At 55.3% G+C, this 17508-nt stretch carries 12 protein-coding genes, 2 tRNA genes and 3 other RNA genes; 8 read left to right on the top strand and 9 right to left on the bottom strand.

Features of this window, described 5'->3' with window-relative positions; translation table 11 throughout:
• Positions 1-132: 132 nt before the first annotated feature.
• Positions 133-1551 (top strand): YchO/YchP family invasin, encoded by a 1419-nt coding sequence (locus tag G6Q29_RS02025; protein WP_165464332.1) that lies wholly within the window; start codon positions 133-135, stop codon positions 1549-1551.
• A 1-nt stretch (position 1552) separates the two neighbouring features.
• On the opposite strand, the gene narL is transcribed toward G6Q29_RS02025, so the two are convergent.
• Both narL and narX read right to left on the bottom strand, forming a co-directional pair.
• The gene (gene narL, locus G6Q29_RS02020) at positions 1553-2203 is read right to left on the bottom strand and encodes a two-component system response regulator NarL (protein ID WP_003856701.1); all 651 of its coding nucleotides are present in this window, start codon (positions 2201-2203) and stop codon (positions 1553-1555) included.
• Entirely contained in the window at positions 2196-3992 is a 1797-nt protein-coding gene (narX, locus tag G6Q29_RS02015; RefSeq protein ID WP_165464331.1) for a nitrate/nitrite two-component system sensor histidine kinase NarX, read from the bottom strand. The genes narL and narX overlap by 8 nt, the downstream gene beginning before the upstream one ends.
• A gap of 309 nt (positions 3993-4301) precedes the next feature.
• Between narX and G6Q29_RS02010 the strand changes: the two genes are divergently transcribed.
• The 5 genes from G6Q29_RS02010 (at position 4302) to narI (ending at position 12740) form a co-directional block, all read left to right on the top strand.
• Positions 4302-5699, top strand: coding sequence for a NarK family nitrate/nitrite MFS transporter (locus G6Q29_RS02010; RefSeq protein ID WP_017384245.1), 1398 nt, complete (start codon positions 4302-4304; stop codon positions 5697-5699).
• A gap of 381 nt (positions 5700-6080) precedes the next feature.
• Positions 6081-9824: a nitrate reductase subunit alpha gene (locus G6Q29_RS02005; RefSeq protein WP_165464330.1), complete on the top strand. Its 3744-nt coding sequence runs from the start codon at positions 6081-6083 to the stop codon at positions 9822-9824.
• Complete coding sequence (gene narH / locus G6Q29_RS02000; RefSeq protein WP_165464329.1) at positions 9821-11356, top strand: nitrate reductase subunit beta; 1536 nt, start codon at positions 9821-9823, stop codon at positions 11354-11356. Before G6Q29_RS02005 ends, narH begins: the two co-directional genes overlap by 4 nt.
• Positions 11353-12063: a nitrate reductase molybdenum cofactor assembly chaperone gene (narJ, locus tag G6Q29_RS01995; protein ID WP_165464328.1), complete on the top strand. Its 711-nt coding sequence runs from the start codon at positions 11353-11355 to the stop codon at positions 12061-12063. Before narH ends, narJ begins: the two co-directional genes overlap by 4 nt.
• Positions 12063-12740 (top strand): respiratory nitrate reductase subunit gamma, encoded by a 678-nt coding sequence (gene narI, locus G6Q29_RS01990; protein ID WP_006810894.1) that lies wholly within the window; start codon positions 12063-12065, stop codon positions 12738-12740. Before narJ ends, narI begins: the two co-directional genes overlap by 1 nt.
• A gap of 225 nt (positions 12741-12965) precedes the next feature.
• Here the strand turns inward: narI and G6Q29_RS01985 are convergent.
• The 7 genes from G6Q29_RS01985 to G6Q29_RS01955 form a co-directional block, all read right to left on the bottom strand.
• Positions 12966-13096: non-coding RNA, RtT sRNA (locus G6Q29_RS01985), on the bottom strand.
• 45 nt (positions 13097-13141) lie between these two features.
• A non-coding RNA gene (locus G6Q29_RS01980) (RtT sRNA) lies at positions 13142-13272 on the bottom strand.
• 45 nt (positions 13273-13317) lie between these two features.
• Positions 13318-13448, bottom strand: a non-coding RNA gene (locus tag G6Q29_RS01975) — RtT sRNA.
• A gap of 45 nt (positions 13449-13493) precedes the next feature.
• A tRNA-Tyr gene (locus G6Q29_RS01970) sits at positions 13494-13578 on the bottom strand.
• A gap of 36 nt (positions 13579-13614) precedes the next feature.
• Positions 13615-13699: transfer RNA gene (locus tag G6Q29_RS01965), tRNA-Tyr, on the bottom strand.
• A 157-nt stretch (positions 13700-13856) separates the two neighbouring features.
• Positions 13857-14699, bottom strand: a complete 843-nt coding sequence (purU, locus tag G6Q29_RS01960) for a formyltetrahydrofolate deformylase (protein WP_165464327.1) — start codon at positions 14697-14699, stop codon at positions 13857-13859.
• Between the two features lie 41 nt (positions 14700-14740).
• Positions 14741-15205: a YchJ family protein gene (locus tag G6Q29_RS01955; protein ID WP_165464326.1), complete on the bottom strand. Its 465-nt coding sequence runs from the start codon at positions 15203-15205 to the stop codon at positions 14741-14743.
• 113 nt (positions 15206-15318) lie between these two features.
• On the opposite strand from G6Q29_RS01955, the gene rssA reads away from it, so the two are divergent.
• Positions 15319-16221 carry a patatin-like phospholipase RssA gene (gene rssA, locus G6Q29_RS01950; protein WP_165464325.1) on the top strand — a complete coding sequence of 301 codons (903 nt, stop codon included), beginning with the start codon at positions 15319-15321 and terminating at the stop codon, positions 16219-16221.
• Between the two features lie 89 nt (positions 16222-16310).
• A complete protein-coding gene (rssB, locus tag G6Q29_RS01945) occupies positions 16311-17324 on the top strand; it encodes a two-component system response regulator RssB (RefSeq protein ID WP_003856721.1) in 1014 nt (337 codons plus the stop codon).
• The last annotated feature ends 184 nt before the right edge of the window (positions 17325-17508 follow it).

Below are 17508 nucleotides of genomic sequence, written 5' to 3'. Positions count from 1 at the left end.
AAGGGCGTCGGGTAAGGCGAAGCCGCCACCCGACAATTCTGTTCAGGATATTCCTGAAATTTCTGTTAAGACTGGTTTTCAGGGCTCATGGCGTTAACATAATAAGGGTATGTTCATAAACACAGGTTCTGATTGACGACGTTGAAGGCTGTATCGTCCCGCATCCGTTTTCTTCTGTTACTCCCCCTTCTTTCGGCTGGAGTCGTTCACGGTGCGCCGAAATCCTTTGTGCAGCAGGCGCAAAATCCGTTTGATAACAACGGCGATAGTCTGCCGGATCTGGGGATGGCACAACCGACCAGCGAGGGTGAAAAGCACCTGGCTGAAATGGCAAAAGCCTTCGGTGAAGCCAGTATGACCGATAACGGCCTGACGGCCGGGCAGCAGGCGCGACAGTTCGCGTTTGGCCAGGTGCGGGATGCCGTAAGCGGGGAGGTGAACGAGCAGATCAAATCCTGGCTGTCGCCCTGGGGGAACGCCAACGTCAATGTGCTGGTGGATGACGACGGAAACTTTAACGGCAGCAGCGGTAGCTGGTTTATCCCCTGGAACGATAACAGCCGCTATCTGAGCTGGAGCCAGCTTGGGCTGACGCAGCAGACAGACGGGCTGGTGAGCAATTTCGGGGCAGGCCAGCGCTGGATAGCCGGAGACTGGCTGCTGGGCTATAACACCTTTTACGACAACCTGCTTGAAGACAACCTGCAACGTGCCGGATTGGGGGCTGAGGCGTGGGGGGAAAACCTGCGCCTTTCGGCAAATTACTACCAGCCGTTCGCCGGCTGGCAACCGCGCTCCGACATACGTGAGCAGCGCATGGCACGCGGGTACGACGTAACGGCCAAAGCCTGGCTTCCCTGGTTTCATCACCTGAACACCAGCGTCAGCTTTGAACAGTATTTTGGCGATAACGTCGATCTGTTTAACAGCGGAACGGGGTATCACAACCCGGTTGCGGTCAACCTGGGGCTGAACTATACCCCCGTACCGCTGGTCACCCTGACGGCTGCCCATAAGCAGGGGGAGAGCGGCGTTAGCCAGAATAACCTCGGGCTGAAGCTCAACTATCGCTTTGGCGTGCCGCTGGCGAAACAGCTTTCCGCCGGCGAAGTGGCGGCGACGCGCTCGCTGCGGGGCAGTCGATATGATTCACCCGAGCGCGATAGTCTCCCCGTCATGGAATTTCGTCAACGTAAAACCCTTTCTGTCTATCTGGCTACGCCGCCGTGGGATCTTAAACCGGGCGAAACTGTCATGCTGAAGCTGCAAATTCGCAGCACGCACGGTATCCGGCAGATACACTGGCTTGGTGATACCCAGGCCCTCAGCCTGACTTCACCCGCAAACAGCAAGAGCAGCGATGGCTGGAGCGTGATCATGCCCGCCTGGAACGACGCAGAAGGGGCGAAAAACGAATGGCGGCTTGCGGCAGTGGTGGAAGATAAGGATGGGCAGCGTGTCTCTTCCAATGAGATCACGCTTTCCGTGGTGCAACCGCTCGTCGCAATGCCTGACGACGATCCACGGTGGAAGTTGCTGCCGGATGAGTAAGTTAAAAAATGCGCTCCTGATGCACCCAGACAGCGGCTTCGACACGGGATTTTAACTTCATTTTCTTCAGCATGTGTTTGACATGCACTTTGACCGTGCTCTCGGTGATGTCCAGACGGCGGGCGATCATTTTGTTTGGCAGACCCTGGGCAATCAGCTTCAGAATGTCGCGCTCGCGCGGGGTTAACTGGCTGACATCACGGTCAGACGTGGCGCGATTTGCACGCAGGCTGGCGGCCAGCACCGGGGTTAATGCTTCACTCAGCACCATCTCGCCTGCGGCAGCCTGTTGCAGCGCCTTGAGCAGATCTTCCGGCTCCATATCTTTCAGCAAATAGCCGTCTGCCCCTCGCTTGAGGGCAGTGACCACGTCTTCTTCATGGTTTGAGACGCTAAAGACTACCACCCGGCCAGAGAGGGATTTCTCCCGCAGTTTGTCGAGGGTTTCCAGGCCATTCATGCCTGGCATATTGAGATCGAGCAAGATCAAATCAGGATCGAGCGATTCGGCAAGTTCAATACCCTGTTCGCCATTGCTGGCTTCACCGACGACGGTGATATCTGGCGCCATGCTGACAAGCTGTTTAACGCCGGTGCGCAGCATCGGATGATCGTCAATCAACAGGATGGATGCCGGTTCCTGATTAGTCATGGTTTTCTCCTTGAGCAGTTATGAGGGGCTTTTCGGGTATAAAGGTGACTGCAACTTCGGTGCCACCTGACTCTCCCCGACGAACCTGGCAATCACCGCGCAGGCTTTGCGCGCGGTCTCGCATGATAATTAAACCATAGTGGTTCGTTCGTTCGGCATTTTCAGGCACGCCGCGGCCGTTATCCTGAACCCTGAGCTTCACCTGATTGTCCTGGCAACTGACGGTCACCGTGACGGCCGTCGCCTCGGCATGCTTGAGCACATTGCTCAGAGCTTCACGGGCAATTTGCAGCAAATGGATCGCCTGGTGAGAGGGAACAAAACGCGGTGGAAGCTGATAATCCAGCTTCACCGGGAAGCCCAGCCTGGCGCTAAATTCCTGACAGCTGGATTCCAGCGCAGGGCGCAGCCCCGGCTCGGTGAGCTGCAAACGGAAGGTGGTAAGCAGCTCGCGAAGCTGGATCCACGAGGTGTTAAGCTCATTGCGGATTTGGCTGAGCAACTGTTTGTTGCTTTCTGGCATACCTTCGTCCTGCATTTGCAGGCAGCTCACCTGCATCTTCATGCAGGAGAGGGATTGGGCAATGGAGTCATGCAGCTCGCGGGCGATGGTGGCACGCTCTTCCATGACGATCAGCTGCTGCTGTTTTTCCTGATGACGGTCAAGCGCCAGCGTGGCCGTGAGCTGCTCTACAAGCGTATCGACCAGCTGCTGCTGGTCGTGGCTCAGGTGACGTCCGGCGGGCAGGGTTGCCAGCAAAATACCGTACTGGGTATGGCTGTCCATGAGCCGCCACTTAAGGGTAGTACCGCTGGTGGTGAGCGGAGGCATGCCGCGCGGGCAAAGATGACACCCTTTATCGTCGCAGGAGATATCAGACTGACAGGTAAATTCCTGGTGGTTTTCCTCATCTTCAACGTCGTAAACCCGTAGCTCCAGATCGTGGAGCAGAGTCAGGTTTTGCAGGCCATTCAGTACCGGCGAGAGACGTTCGCAAAGCGGGACCTGCATATGCAGGCGGCGGTTCGCCTGCCACAGGAAAGAGAGGATCTCGTTTTTCTGCTCGAGCCCGGCGGTTTTCTCCTGGACGCGTTTTTCCAGCACCGCGTAGCTTTCGGATAGCTCCGCCGACATGGTATTAAGCGCCTCGCCGAGCATCGCCATTTCGTTGCGTCCGCTGATGTGCGTGCGCTGGGTAAAATCGCGCTGTGTGACGGCGCGGGCCATCCCCAGCAGCTGTTTCCAGGGATTAAGCAACCGTGCGCGCAGCCAGATAACCGTGAAAATCAGCAGCAATCCCATAAACAGCGCCATTGCACGGTGAACCATTACCACACGGTCAATGCGTAACTCTGTGGTGCGATCGAACGAGGAGACAAGATGATCGATGCGTGACACAAACCCGGCGACATCCTGGGCGACCGTTTCCCGATCTTTTGCACGCTTTAACCCTGGCTCCAGCTGAGTATGCCAGTAGCCCTGAAGCGCCTTAAGCTGCGACTGCTGACCGTCACGGATCGCTGCTCTTTCCAGTTCAGGGCTGAATGCGGTACGCTCCATTTCGTCGATAAGCGGTTTATCAGCCTGCGTTAACGGCACCGACGCCAGCAAACGGTAACTCTGCATACGTAACGAGCCTGCCTCGTTGATGGCATGCGCATTACCCTGTACACCCTGTACCAGCCAGCCAGAAATAGCCATGCCGGTCACACCGATAGCGGTGGACAGCAGAACAATAAGCGCCAGTTGGTTAACCAGCGTCAGCGGAGATAAACATCTTTTTAACATAGGGTTGCCGGGCTCCTGACGTGATCTGATTGCAGGAATGGCGCTATTCTCGTGCATACCCTGGAGTATACCCATACCAATAAAGGATTACCTCTAAATTGCCAGGGGAGTAACGGTTAGTAGGTGGACGAGGCCGGCATGCGTCAGTACCGTGAAAAACCACACCTTTTTTACGTTTTGCATCTACTCATTAAGAGTGATGGCTTTTTTTTCGCCGCGAAACCTCCCACTTTTCCTTTGATTTATATCAACTTACCGCCGCCCTAAAGCCCTAATGTTTGCAGCATCATTCAAGAATCAGAGGTGTCTATGAGTCACTCTTCCGCTCCCGAAAGGGAAACTGGTGCTGTCATTACAGACTGGCGTCCAGAGGATCCGGCGTTCTGGCAACAGCGCGGCCACCGTGTAGCAAGTCGTAATCTGTGGATTTCCGTTCCATGTCTGTTACTGGCGTTTTGCGTCTGGATGTTGTTCAGTGCGGTTGCGGTAAACCTGCCAAAAGTGGGCTTTACCTTTACCACCGATCAGCTGTTTATGTTGACCGCGTTGCCGTCGCTTTCAGGTGCACTGCTGCGCGTCCCTTACGCATTTATGGTGCCGGTCTTCGGCGGCCGTCGCTGGACGGCGTTCAGTACCGGGATCATGATCGTGCCGTGCGTGTGGCTCGGTTTTGCGGTGCAGGATACCTCCACGCCGTTTAGCGTGTTCGTGATTATCTCTCTGCTGTGCGGTTTTGCGGGGGCGAACTTTGCGTCCAGTATGGCAAACATCAGCTTCTTCTTCCCGAAAGCGAAGCAGGGCGGTGCGCTGGGCATTAACGGCGGCCTGGGTAACATGGGCGTGAGCGTGATGCAGCTGATTGCCCCACTGGCGATCTCTGTCTCCATCTTTGCGGCCTTTGGCGGCGGCGGTGTGACGCAGCCCGACGGTTCCGTGCTGTTCCTGCAAAACGCCTCCTGGATTTGGGTACCGTTCCTGGTGGTCTTTACCCTGGCGGCGTGGTTCTTCATGAACGACCTGTCCGCGTCGAAAGCCTCCCTGAGCGAACAGCTGCCGGTTCTGAAACGTGGCCACCTGTGGGTGATGGCGCTGCTCTATCTGGCAACCTTTGGCTCGTTCATCGGTTTTTCCGCAGGCTTTGCCATGCTGTCGAAAACCCAGTTCCCGGACGTGCAGATCCTTCAGTTTGCCTTCTTCGGTCCGTTTATTGGCGCGCTGGCACGTTCGCTGGGTGGAATGATCTCCGACCGTCTGGGCGGGACCCGTGTGACGCTGGTGAACTTTGTCGTGATGGCGATTTTCTGTGCGCTGCTGTTCCTGACGCTGCCTGCGGGTGGTGAGGGTGGTAACTTCTTTGCCTTCTTCGGCGTCTTCATGGTGCTGTTCCTGACGGCCGGGCTAGGCAGTGCGTCTACTTTCCAGATGATCTCTGTCATCTTCCGCAAGTTGACTATGGATCGCGTAAAAGCGCAGGGCGGGAGCGACGAGCAGGCGATGCGTGAAGCCGCCACCGATACCGCTGCGGCGCTTGGGTTTATCTCTGCGATTGGCGCGATTGGCGGCTTCTTTATTCCAAAAGCGTTCGGTATCTCACTGGATCTGACCGGCTCTCCGGCGGGTGCGATGAAAGTATTCCTCGTCTTCTATATCGCCTGCGTGGTCATCACCTGGCTGGTATATGGCCGTAATACCAAGAAAAACAAGTAAGCTTGATTATCCGTTTGCGCGGCCTGAGTGCCGCGCTTTTTTTAATTCGTTAATAGTTACAACATACTAATGCCTGGTACAGAGGTCACTGGCAGGTAACGCTGTGATCGCCATCGCTTTACAGGTGCCTCTACCCCTTAATACCTAAGATGTTAAATCTTGCTCCTGCTATTGTACGATAAATAAAAAATAACTATATAGATCATATGGATAGATAATTATATCGGATACCGCTTTGGTGGTATTTAATCTAATACCCCCCGTTACAGACCCCCTTCGCCTTGATCGTTATCAATTCTCCTCCTCTTTCAGAGCGTTACCTTCGCTGCAAATCAGCAATGTCGATTTAGAGAGCCACAGGCTCCATACAGGAGATACCCGATGAGCAAATTTTTGGACCGGTTTCGCTACTTCAAACAGAAGGGTGAAACTTTTGCCGATGGGCACGGCCAGGTTCTGGATACCAACCGGGACTGGGAAGACGGTTACCGTCAACGCTGGCAGCATGACAAAGTTGTCCGTTCTACCCACGGCGTAAACTGCACTGGCTCATGTAGCTGGAAGATTTTCGTTAAAAACGGTCTGGTGACCTGGGAAATGCAGCAGACCGACTATCCGCGTACCCGTCCGGATATGCCGAACCATGAACCGCGCGGCTGTCCGCGTGGCGCCAGCTACTCCTGGTATCTCTACAGCGCTAACCGTCTGAAATACCCTCTGATGCGTAAGCGTCTGATGAAAATGTGGCGTGAAGCGAAAGTCCAGCACAGCGATCCGGTTGATGCCTGGGCGTCCATCATCGAAGATGCGGATAAAGCGAAAAGCTTTAAGCAGGCTCGCGGCCGCGGTGGCTTTGTTCGCTCCTCCTGGAAAGAGGTGAACGAGCTAATTGCCGCCTCTAACGTCTACACTGTCAAAACCTACGGCCCTGACCGCGTGGCCGGCTTCTCGCCGATCCCGGCGATGTCGATGGTCTCTTACGCCTCCGGCGCGCGCTATCTGTCACTGATCGGCGGCACCTGTCTGAGCTTCTACGACTGGTACTGCGACCTGCCGCCTGCGTCTCCGCAGACCTGGGGCGAGCAGACCGACGTGCCGGAATCCGCTGACTGGTACAACTCCAGCTACCTCATCGCCTGGGGTTCTAACGTTCCGCAGACCCGTACCCCGGACGCGCACTTCTTCACCGAAGTCCGCTACAAAGGGACCAAAACCGTTGCGGTCACCCCGGACTACGCGGAAATTGCCAAACTGTGTGACCTGTGGCTGGCACCGAAACAGGGTACCGACGCCGCGATGGCCATGGCCATGGGCCACGTGATGCTGCGCGAATTCCACCTCGATAAACCAAGCCAGTATTTCACCGACTATGTACGTCGCTACACCGACATGCCGATGCTGGTGATGCTGGAAGAGCGTGACGGCTACTATGCCGCTGGTCGTACGCTGCGCGCCGCCGACCTGGTGGACGCGCTGGGCCAGGAAAATAACCCTGAATGGAAAACCGTTGCGTATAACAGCAACGGCGAGCTGGTGGCACCTAACGGCTCTATCGGCTTCCGCTGGGGCGAGAAGGGCAAGTGGAACCTCGAACAGCGTAACGGTACCACCGGTGAAGAGACGGAACTGCGTCTCAGCATGCTGGGCAGCCAGGACGAGATTGCCGAGGTCGGCTTCCCGTACTTTGGTGGTGAAGGTTCCGAGCACTTCAACAAGGTTGAGCTGCAAAACGTTCTGATGCACAAACTGCCGGTTAAGCGCCTGCAACTGGCGGACGGTTCTACCGCGCTGGTCACGACGGTCTACGACCTGACCATGGCGAACTACGGCCTGGAGCGTGGCCTGAACGACGAAAACTGCGCGACCAGCTATGATGACGTGAAGGCTTATACCCCAGCCTGGGCGGAACAGATCACCGGTGTGCCACGCGCCCAGATCACCCGTATCGCCCGCGAATTTGCGGAAAACGCCGACAAAACCCACGGTCGCTCCATGATCATCGTCGGTGCGGGTCTGAACCACTGGTATCACCTCGATATGAACTATCGTGGCCTGATCAACATGCTGATCTTCTGCGGCTGTGTCGGTCAGAGCGGCGGCGGCTGGGCCCACTATGTAGGCCAGGAAAAACTGCGTCCGCAGACCGGCTGGCAGCCGCTGGCGTTTGCCCTGGACTGGCAGCGTCCGGCACGTCATATGAACAGTACCTCCTATTTCTATAACCACTCCAGCCAGTGGCGCTATGAAACGGTTACCGCGCAGGAGCTGCTGTCGCCAATGGCGGATAAATCCCGCTACAGCGGCCACCTGATTGACTTCAACGTCCGCGCAGAGCGCATGGGCTGGCTGCCGTCTGCGCCGCAGTTGGGCACTAACCCGCTGCGTATCGCGGAAGCGGCGAAAAAAGCAGGAATGTCACCGGTGGATTACACCGTTAAGTCCCTGAAAGACGGCTCAATCCGTTTCGCGGCTGAACAGCCGGAGAACGGTAAAAACCATCCGCGTAACCTGTTCATCTGGCGCTCCAACCTGCTGGGCTCGTCCGGTAAAGGTCACGAGTACATGCTGAAATATTTGCTCGGTACCGAAAACGGTATCCAGGGGAAAGATCTCGGCAAGCAGGGTGGCGTGAAGCCGGAAGAAGTGGAATGGAAAGACAACGGTCTGGACGGCAAGCTGGATCTGGTGGTGACCCTCGACTTCCGTCTGTCCAGCACCTGCCTGTATTCCGACATCGTGCTGCCAACCGCAACCTGGTACGAAAAAGACGACATGAATACCTCGGATATGCATCCGTTTATTCATCCGCTGTCTGCCGCGGTTGACCCGGCGTGGGAGTCTAAAAGCGACTGGGATATCTACAAAGATATCGCGAAGAAATTCTCTGAAGTGTGCGTCGGGCATCTGGGCAAAGAGACCGACGTGGTGACGCTGCCAATCCAGCACGACTCCGCCGCCGAACTGGCGCAGCCGCTGGACGTGAAGGACTGGAAAAAAGGCGAGTGCGACCTGATCCCGGGCGTGACCGCACCGCATATCATCCCGGTTGAACGTGATTACCCGGCAACCTATGAGCGCTTTACCTCTATCGGCCCGCTGATGGAGAAGATCGGTAACGGCGGTAAAGGCATTGCCTGGAACACCCAGAGCGAAATGGATCTGCTGCGTAAGCTCAATTACACCAAAGCGGACGGCCCGGCGAAAGGCCAGCCAATGCTGAACACGGCGATTGATGCCGCAGAGATGATCCTGACCCTGGCACCGGAAACCAACGGCCACGTGGCGGTGAAAGCATGGGCAGCGCTGAGCGAATTTACCGGTCGTGACCACACGCATCTGGCAACGAATAAAGAGGAAGAGAAAATCCGCTTCCGCGATATTCAGGCCCAGCCGCGCAAGATTATCTCCAGCCCGACCTGGTCTGGCCTCGAAGATGAACATGTGTCTTACAACGCCGGATATACCAACGTTCACGAGCTGATCCCATGGCGCACGCTTTCTGGCCGTCAGTCTCTGTATCAGGATCACCAGTGGATGCGAGACTTCGGTGAAAGCCTGCTGGTTTACCGTCCGCCAATCGACACCCGATCCGTGAAAGCCGTTATGGGCGCGAAATCCAACGGTAACCCGGAGAAGGCGCTGAATTTCCTGACGCCGCACCAGAAGTGGGGTATTCACTCCACCTACAGCGACAACCTGCTGATGCTAACGCTGTCGCGCGGGGGGCCAATCGTCTGGATGAGCGAAACGGATGCGAAAGATCTGGGTATCGAAGATAACGACTGGATCGAAGTGTTCAACAGCAACGGCGCCCTGACGGCGCGTGCGGTGGTGAGCCAGCGCGTACCGGCAGGGATGACCATGATGTACCACGCGCAGGAACGTATCGTTAACCTGCCGGGGTCTGAGATCACCGAGCAGCGCGGCGGTATTCACAACTCCGTGACCCGTATTACGCCGAAGCCGACCCACATGATCGGTGGCTATGCGCAGCTGGCCTACGGCTTTAACTACTACGGCACCGTAGGATCGAACCGCGATGAGTTCGTGGTGGTACGTAAGATGAAGAATATTAACTGGTTAGACGGCGAAGGTAATGACCAGGTACAGGAGAGCGTAAAATGAAAATTCGTTCACAAGTCGGCATGGTGCTGAATCTGGATAAATGCATCGGCTGTCATACCTGCTCGGTCACCTGTAAAAACGTCTGGACCAGCCGCGAAGGTATGGAGTATGCCTGGTTCAACAACGTGGAAAGCAAGCCAGGCACCGGCTTCCCGACCGACTGGGAAAACCAGGAGAAGTGGAAGGGCGGCTGGATCCGTAAAATCAACGGCAAACTGCAACCGCGCATGGGTAACCGTGCCATGCTGCTTGGTAAAATCTTCGCGAACCCGCATCTGCCGGGCATTGATGATTACTACGAGCCGTTTGATTACGACTACCAGAATCTGCACAACGCGCCGGAAAGCAAACATCAGCCGATCGCCCGTCCTCGCTCGCTGATCACCGGTCAGCGCATGGACAAAATTACCAGCGGTCCAAACTGGGAAGAAATTCTGGGTGGCGAGTTCGAAAAACGCGCCAAAGACCAGAACTTCGAGAACATGCAGAAGGCGATGTACGGCCAGTTCGAAAACACCTTCATGATGTATCTGCCGCGCCTGTGCGAACACTGCCTTAACCCGGCGTGCGTGGCGACCTGCCCAAGCGGCGCTATCTACAAGCGTGAAGAAGATGGCATTGTGCTGATCGACCAGGACAAGTGCCGCGGCTGGCGTATGTGCATCACCGGCTGCCCGTACAAAAAAATCTACTTCAACTGGAAGAGCGGTAAGTCTGAGAAGTGCATCTTCTGCTACCCGCGTATCGAAGCCGGTATGCCGACCGTCTGCTCAGAGAGCTGCGTAGGCCGTATCCGCTACCTCGGCGTGCTGCTGTACGACGCGGACGCGATTGAAAATGCCGCGAGCACCGAGAACGAGAAAGATCTGTATCAGCGTCAGCTGGACGTCTTCCTCGATCCGAACGATCCGAAGGTTATCGAGCAGGCGCTGAAAGACGGTATTCCGCAGAGCGTGATTGACGCCGCACAGCAGTCCCCGGTGTACAAAATGGCGATGGACTGGAAGCTGGCCCTGCCGCTGCACCCGGAATACCGCACGCTGCCAATGGTCTGGTACGTGCCGCCGCTGTCGCCAATTCAGTCTGCGGCTGACGCGGGCGAGCTGGGCACCAACGGCATCCTGCCGGACGTGGAAAGCCTGCGCATTCCGGTTCAGTACCTGGCTAACCTGCTCACCGCAGGAGATACCCAGCCGGTACTGCTGGCGCTGAAACGTATGCTGGCGATGCGTCACTTCAAACGTGCGGAAACCGTTGATGGCGTTAACGATACCCGCGCGCTGGAAGAGGTCGGTCTGACCGAAGCGCAGGCGCAGGAGATGTACCGCTACCTGGCGATTGCGAACTATGAAGACCGCTTCGTGGTGCCGAGCAGCCACCGCGAGCTGGCTCGCGAAGCCTTCCCGGAGAAAAATGGCTGTGGCTTTAGTTTCGGTGACGGTTGCCACGGGTCAGACAGCAAATTCAACCTGTTTAACAGCCGCCGCATCGACGCGATGGATGTGACCAGCAAAACGGAGCCGCACCAATGATTGAACTCGTCATTGTTTCGCGTCTGCTCGAGTATCCGGATGCTGCGCTTGTGCAGCATCAACAGGAACTCTTTGATGCACTCGCGTCATCTGAAAACCTGGATAAAGAGGATGCCCAGAAACTGGGCGTTTTCCTCCGCGACCTGCTGGCGCGCGATCTTCTTGATGCGCAGGCGGACTACAGCCAGTTGTTTGACCGCGGTCGTGCCACGTCTCTGCTGCTGTTCGAACACGTTCACGGTGAATCCCGCGACCGCGGTCAGGCGATGGTGGATCTGATGGCCCAGTACGAGCAGCACGGTTTACAGCTCGACAGCCGCGAGCTGCCGGACCATCTGCCGCTGTACCTGGAGTATCTGGCGCAGTTGCCGAAGGAAGAGGCGCTGGGCGGTTTGCAGGATATCGCACCGATCCTGGCGTTGCTCAGCGCGCGTCTTCAGCAGCGTGAGAGCCGCTATGCGGTGCTGTTCGATCTGCTGATGAAGCTGGCAAACGCCGCTGTCGACAGTGAAAAAGTGGCGGAGAAAATCGCGGATGAAGCCCGCGACGATACCCCGCAAGCGCTGGATGCGGTCTGGGAAGAAGAGCAGGTGAAATTCTTTGCTGACCAGAGCTGCGGCGAGTCTGAAATCTCCGCTCACCAGCGTCGTTTTGCCGGGGCGGTCGCTCCGCAATATTTGGATATCTCTAACGGAGGACGGCACTAATGCACTTCCTGAATATGTTCTTCTTTGATATTTACCCGTATATCGCGGGCACCGTGTTCCTGGTGGGAAGCTGGCTGCGGTATGACTATGGCCAGTACACCTGGCGTGCAGCCTCCAGCCAGATGCTGGATCGTAAAGGGATGAACCTGGCGTCAAACCTGTTCCACATCGGGATTTTAGGGATTTTCGCCGGTCACTTCCTGGGTATGCTGACCCCGCACTGGATGTACGAAGCGTGGCTGCCGATTGAAGTGAAGCAGAAGATGGCGATGATCGCGGGTGGCGCCTGCGGCGTGATGACCCTGGTGGGGGGGCTGTTGCTGCTGAAACGCCGTCTGTTCAGCCCACGCGTGCGGGCTACCACGACCGGAGCGGACATCCTGATCCTCTCCCTGCTGATGGTACAGTGTGCGCTGGGCCTGCTGACAATTCCATTCTCTGCGCAGCATATGGACGGCAGCGAAATGATGAAGCTGGTCGGCTGGGCGCAGTCCGTGGTGACCTTCCACGGTGGCGCGTCCGAACACCTGGACGGCGTGGCGTTTATCTTCCGCGTTCACCTGGTGCTGGGGATGACGCTGTTTGTGCTGTTCCCGTTCTCCCGTCTGGTGCACATCTGGAGCGCACCGGTGGAGTACCTGACGCGCAAATATCAAATTGTGCGTGCCCGTCGCTGATTCGCTGTATTAATACAACCCCGCATTTGCGGGGTTTTTTTGTCCTGGAACCAGGGTTTCGTGCGGATGCCGGGCGGCGGCTGTGCCTTACCCGGCCTACAGACTATATTTGTAGCCCCGTTAAGCGAAGCGCCACCGGGGAAAACAGGCAGGGAAGGATCACTCCCGGCATCGGGAAATATGGTGCATAGCGCTTTTGAAGAGTGTTTTAGAATCTGGAAGTGATGGTGGTGGGGGAAGGATTACTCAGCGCTTCGCGCCTCGCCCTTCGGGTCGTTGCCTTCGGCAACGCTTTCTCGCTACGCTCGAATCGAACCTTGATCGAAGCTTCTCATCTTTCCCCGTTACTGGAATACATGATGCGCAGTGCAAACAGGAAATTAAACGTCATTTGGAAGTGATGGTGGTGGGGGAAGGATTACTCAGCGCTTCGCGCTTCGCCCTTCGGGTCGTTGCCTTCGGCAACGCTTTCTCGCTACGCTCGAATCGAACCTTGGTCGAAGCTTCTCACCCTTCCCCGTTACTGGAATACATGATGCGCAGTGCAAACAGAAAATTAAACGTTATTTGGAAGTGATGGTGGTGGGGGAAGGATTACTCAGCGCTTCGCGCCTCGCCCTTCGGGTCGTTGCCTTCGGCAACGCTTTCTCGCTGCGCTCGAATCGAACCTTGGTCGAAGCTTCTCACCCTTCCCCGTTACTGGAATACATGATGCGCAGTGCAAACAGAAAATTAAACGTCATTTGGAAGTGATGGTGGTGGGGGAAGGATTCGAACCTTCGAAGTCGATGACGGCAGATTTACAGTCTGCTCCCTTTGGCCGCTCGGGAACCCCACCACGGGGTAATTCAAATTTTGAGGTCTTGCTGAGAGATGGTGGTGGGGGAAGGATTCGAACCTTCGAAGTCGATGACGGCAGATTTACAGTCTGCTCCCTTTGGCCGCTCGGGAACCCCACCACGGGGTAATGCTTTTAACTGGCCTGCTTCCTGTTGGAAGCGGGGCGCATCATATCAAATGAGACGCCCCTGTAAAGCATTCCTTTAGGAAAATGAAGCTGTTTGCCTGCTTTTTATCCGTAAAGGCGTAAAGCTAATCAATTCATTTTCCGAAGGATTAAAGAATAATCGTTCTGTTGCCGTACACAAAGACGCGCTGGGCAAGTACCTGATACAGCGCACGGCTCAGTACGTTCTTCTCAACGTCACGGCCAGCTCGCATCATATCTTCTGCCGTGTAGGTGTGATCCACGTGAATCACGTCCTGCATGATGATTGGGCCTTCGTCCAGATTGTCATTCACGTAGTGCGCGGTTGCGCCGATAATCTTCACCCCACGCTCGTATGCCTGGTGATACGGACGCGCGCCAATAAAGGCTGGCAGGAAGGAGTGGTGGATGTTGATAATCTTGTTCGGGAAGCGCGCCACGAAGGAGGGCGTCAGCACGCGCATATATTTCGCCAGCACCACGTAGTCCGGGTTATGCGCTTCAATGGCAGCAGCCATCAGGTTGTCGTGTTCTTCACGGGTATGACCCTCGTGGCTGACCAGCTCAAACGGAATGTCGAAACGTTCAACCAGCGTACGCAGGGTTTCGTGGTTGCCAATGACGGCGGCAATTTCGACGTCCAGGCCACCGTAGTTGGCTTTCATCAGCAGATCGCCCAGACAGTGCGCCTCTTTGGTGACCAGAATCACAATGCGGCGATGGCCCGCCGGGTTTAACTCCCGCACGGAACCTTCCGGCAGGGCGCTGTCCAGATCGGCAAGCAAGGTTGTGTCGTTGAAAATGCCTTCCAGTTCGGTACGCATAAAGAATCGACCGGTACGGTGATCAACGAACTCGTTGTTCTGCACGATATTCAGTTCATGTTTGTAGCAAATGTTGGTGATTCGTGCGATCAGCCCTTTTTGATCGGGACAGATAGTGCGCAGAACTTTACGTTGTAATGATTGCATCGCCGGGAAATCCTGTTTATGTATTTGCGAAATCTGAGTTGTCAGGCATTACTGCCGCAACACTTTTTAAATTTTTTTCCTGAACCACAGGGGCAGGGGTCGTTACGACCGAATTGCGGACGTGTGCCGTCAATATAATACCATTGCCCACTGTCCTTTAAGAACCGTGAGCGTTCAATGATGGCGCCGGGTTTGTTTTGTTCGCTAAAGCGGGCGACAAAACTGACATAGCCTTCGTTGGCATCGCCGCCGGGAGTGGCATCAAAGACAGTAAGGCCCAGCCAGACGGTGTTGGCAAATCCGGCTTCAATCTCCTGCCGAAAATCGCCAGCATGGCAGGACGGGTGCCAGGTTTTAATCAGGTAGTCTGCGTTTTTGATCACAAAAGCAGTATACCGCGAGCGCATAAGGTGTGACGGGTCTGGTGCAACCTGCTCGCCAGAAAGATATCGCTGGCAACATAGGCTATACTCCAGAGCGCTACCACAGGGGCAGAGTTGAGACACGATTCTCTTCCTGGAACAAAAAATAAGGCGTTAAACGCATAAGGTAGCAATATGTTAACTGAGCAGGTGCGTTGACGCTATGTCGGGAATCCAGGGGAAGTAAAACAGGGCTAATGAGAAAGGTAAAAATTGGACTGGCGTTGGGCTCTGGTGCAGCCCGGGGTTGGTCGCATATTGGCGTTATCAATACCTTAAACCAGATGGGGATTGAGGTTGATATTGTTGCAGGATGTTCTATCGGGGCGCTGGTCGGATCCGCGTATGCCTGCGGTAAGCTCCCGGAGCTTGAGAGCTGGGTGCGCTCCTTCAGTTACTGGGATGTGCTGCGCCTGATGGATCTCTCCTGGCAGCGTGGCGGCCTGCTGCGCGGCGAACGCGTGTTCAATCAGTTTCGTAAGATCATGCCGCTCGCTGACTTCAGCCACTGCAAAATGCCTTTCGGTGCCGTTGCAACCAACCTCAGTACGGGCAGAGAGTTATGGCTCACCGAAGGGGATATTCATCTCGCCGTCCGTGCTTCCTGTAGCATGCCTGGGTTAATGGCGCCTGTGCCTCACAACGGCTACTGGCTCGTTGATGGTGGCGTAGTGAATCCTGTGCCCATCTCTCTGACCCGCGCCATGGGGGCGGATATCGTCATTGCCGTGGATTTACAACACGACGCTCACCTTATGCAGCAAGATTTGATGCCGGTTAATCTTCAGAGCGATGACGCTGAAGAAGAGAAACTTGCCTGGCATGCGCGTTTACGCGGCAGAATAGGGCGCCTGACTGCCCGTCGCGCGGTGACCGCGCCGAATGCCATTGAAATCATGACGACCTCTATACAAATTCTTGAGAATCGCCTGAAGCGAAACCGTATGGCTGGCGATCCTCCGGATATTCTTATTCAACCTTATTGTCCACAAATCTCTACCCTTGATTTTCACCGGGCAGAAGCCGCCATAGCAGCGGGCTCTTTAGCCGTCGAAAAGAAAATAGATGAACTGTTGCCTTTTGTGCGTACAGCACGTTGAGCACTTTTTTGATTACTTCAGCAAAATCTGACAGGCGATAGTACCAATAGCATGCCACTATTGAGTAACTGTCAGCCAGGGGAGGAACCATGACACAGCCATTGGCCGGAAAACATATTTTGATAGTTGAAGACGAGCCCGTTTTCCGATCGCTACTGGATTCGTGGTTATCCTCACTGGGTGCAACCACGTCTCTTGCCGAAGATGGCGTCGAGGCACTGGAAAAGATGGCCAGCATGGCGCCGGATCTGATGATTTGCGATCTCGAGATGCCGCGGATGGATGGATTAATGCTGGTGGAAAACCTGCGTAATGAAGGTTATCAGACGCCGATACTTGTGATCTCAGCCACCGAAAATATGGCGGATATAGCTAAGGCGTTGCGTTTAGGTGTACAGGATATCCTGCTCAAACCGGTTAAAGATTTGAACCGACTGCGTGAAACGGTGTTGGCCTGCCTGTATCCCAATATGTTTAATTCCCGAGTGGAAGAAGAAGAACGTCTTTTCCAGGACTGGGATGCTTTAGTCAGTAATCCGCTCGCGGCCGCGAAGCTGCTTCAGGAACTTCAGCCGCCGGTGCAGCAAAATATCTCTCATTGCAGAGTAAATTATCGCCAGCTGGTAGCAGCTGACCAGCCTGGGCTGGTGCTGGATATTGCGCCGCTATCAGATTCCGACCTCGCTTTTTATTGCCTTGATGTGACCCGAGCGGGAGATAACGGTGTTCTGGCGGCCTTATTACTCCGTGCGCTGTTTAACGGGTTGCTTCAGGAACAATTATCTCACCAGGGGCAACGGCTTCCTGAGTTAGGCAGTTTACTCAAACAGGTGAACCAACTTTTTCGTCAGGCCAATTTGCCAGGCCAGTTCCCGCTTTTGGTTGGCTATTATCACAGCGGGCTGAATAACCTTATTCTGGTGTCTGCTGGATTAAATGCCACACTCAATACGGGTGAACACCATATTCAGGTGAGCAACGGCGTACCGTTGGGAACGCTGGGAAATACTTATCTGAATCAAATTAGCCATCGCTGCACCTCCTGGCAGTGCCAAATTTGGGGTGCCGGGGGGCGGTTACGCTTAATGTTGTCCACGGAGTAAGCAGTCAGATTTTATTTTTCAGATTGCTTTACCTGTGTTTTTGCTGGCAGTGCTACTATCGCTGCAAGTTTCATGCGTATTTGTCTTAATTGATCGGCAACGCGTTCTTTTCAGACCCGTATTAGTGGCTGAGACTGTATACTCAACGCGTTATTCAATGCATAAAAGTTCAAAACTTGAACAG

Source organism: Enterobacter cloacae (assembly GCF_011078175.1).
In the GTDB taxonomy this organism is placed as follows: Bacteria; Pseudomonadota; Gammaproteobacteria; order Enterobacterales; family Enterobacteriaceae; genus Enterobacter; species Enterobacter cloacae_Q.
The sequence above is the reverse complement of the archived record's forward strand: the minus strand, read 5'-3'. Positions and strand labels throughout refer to the sequence as shown.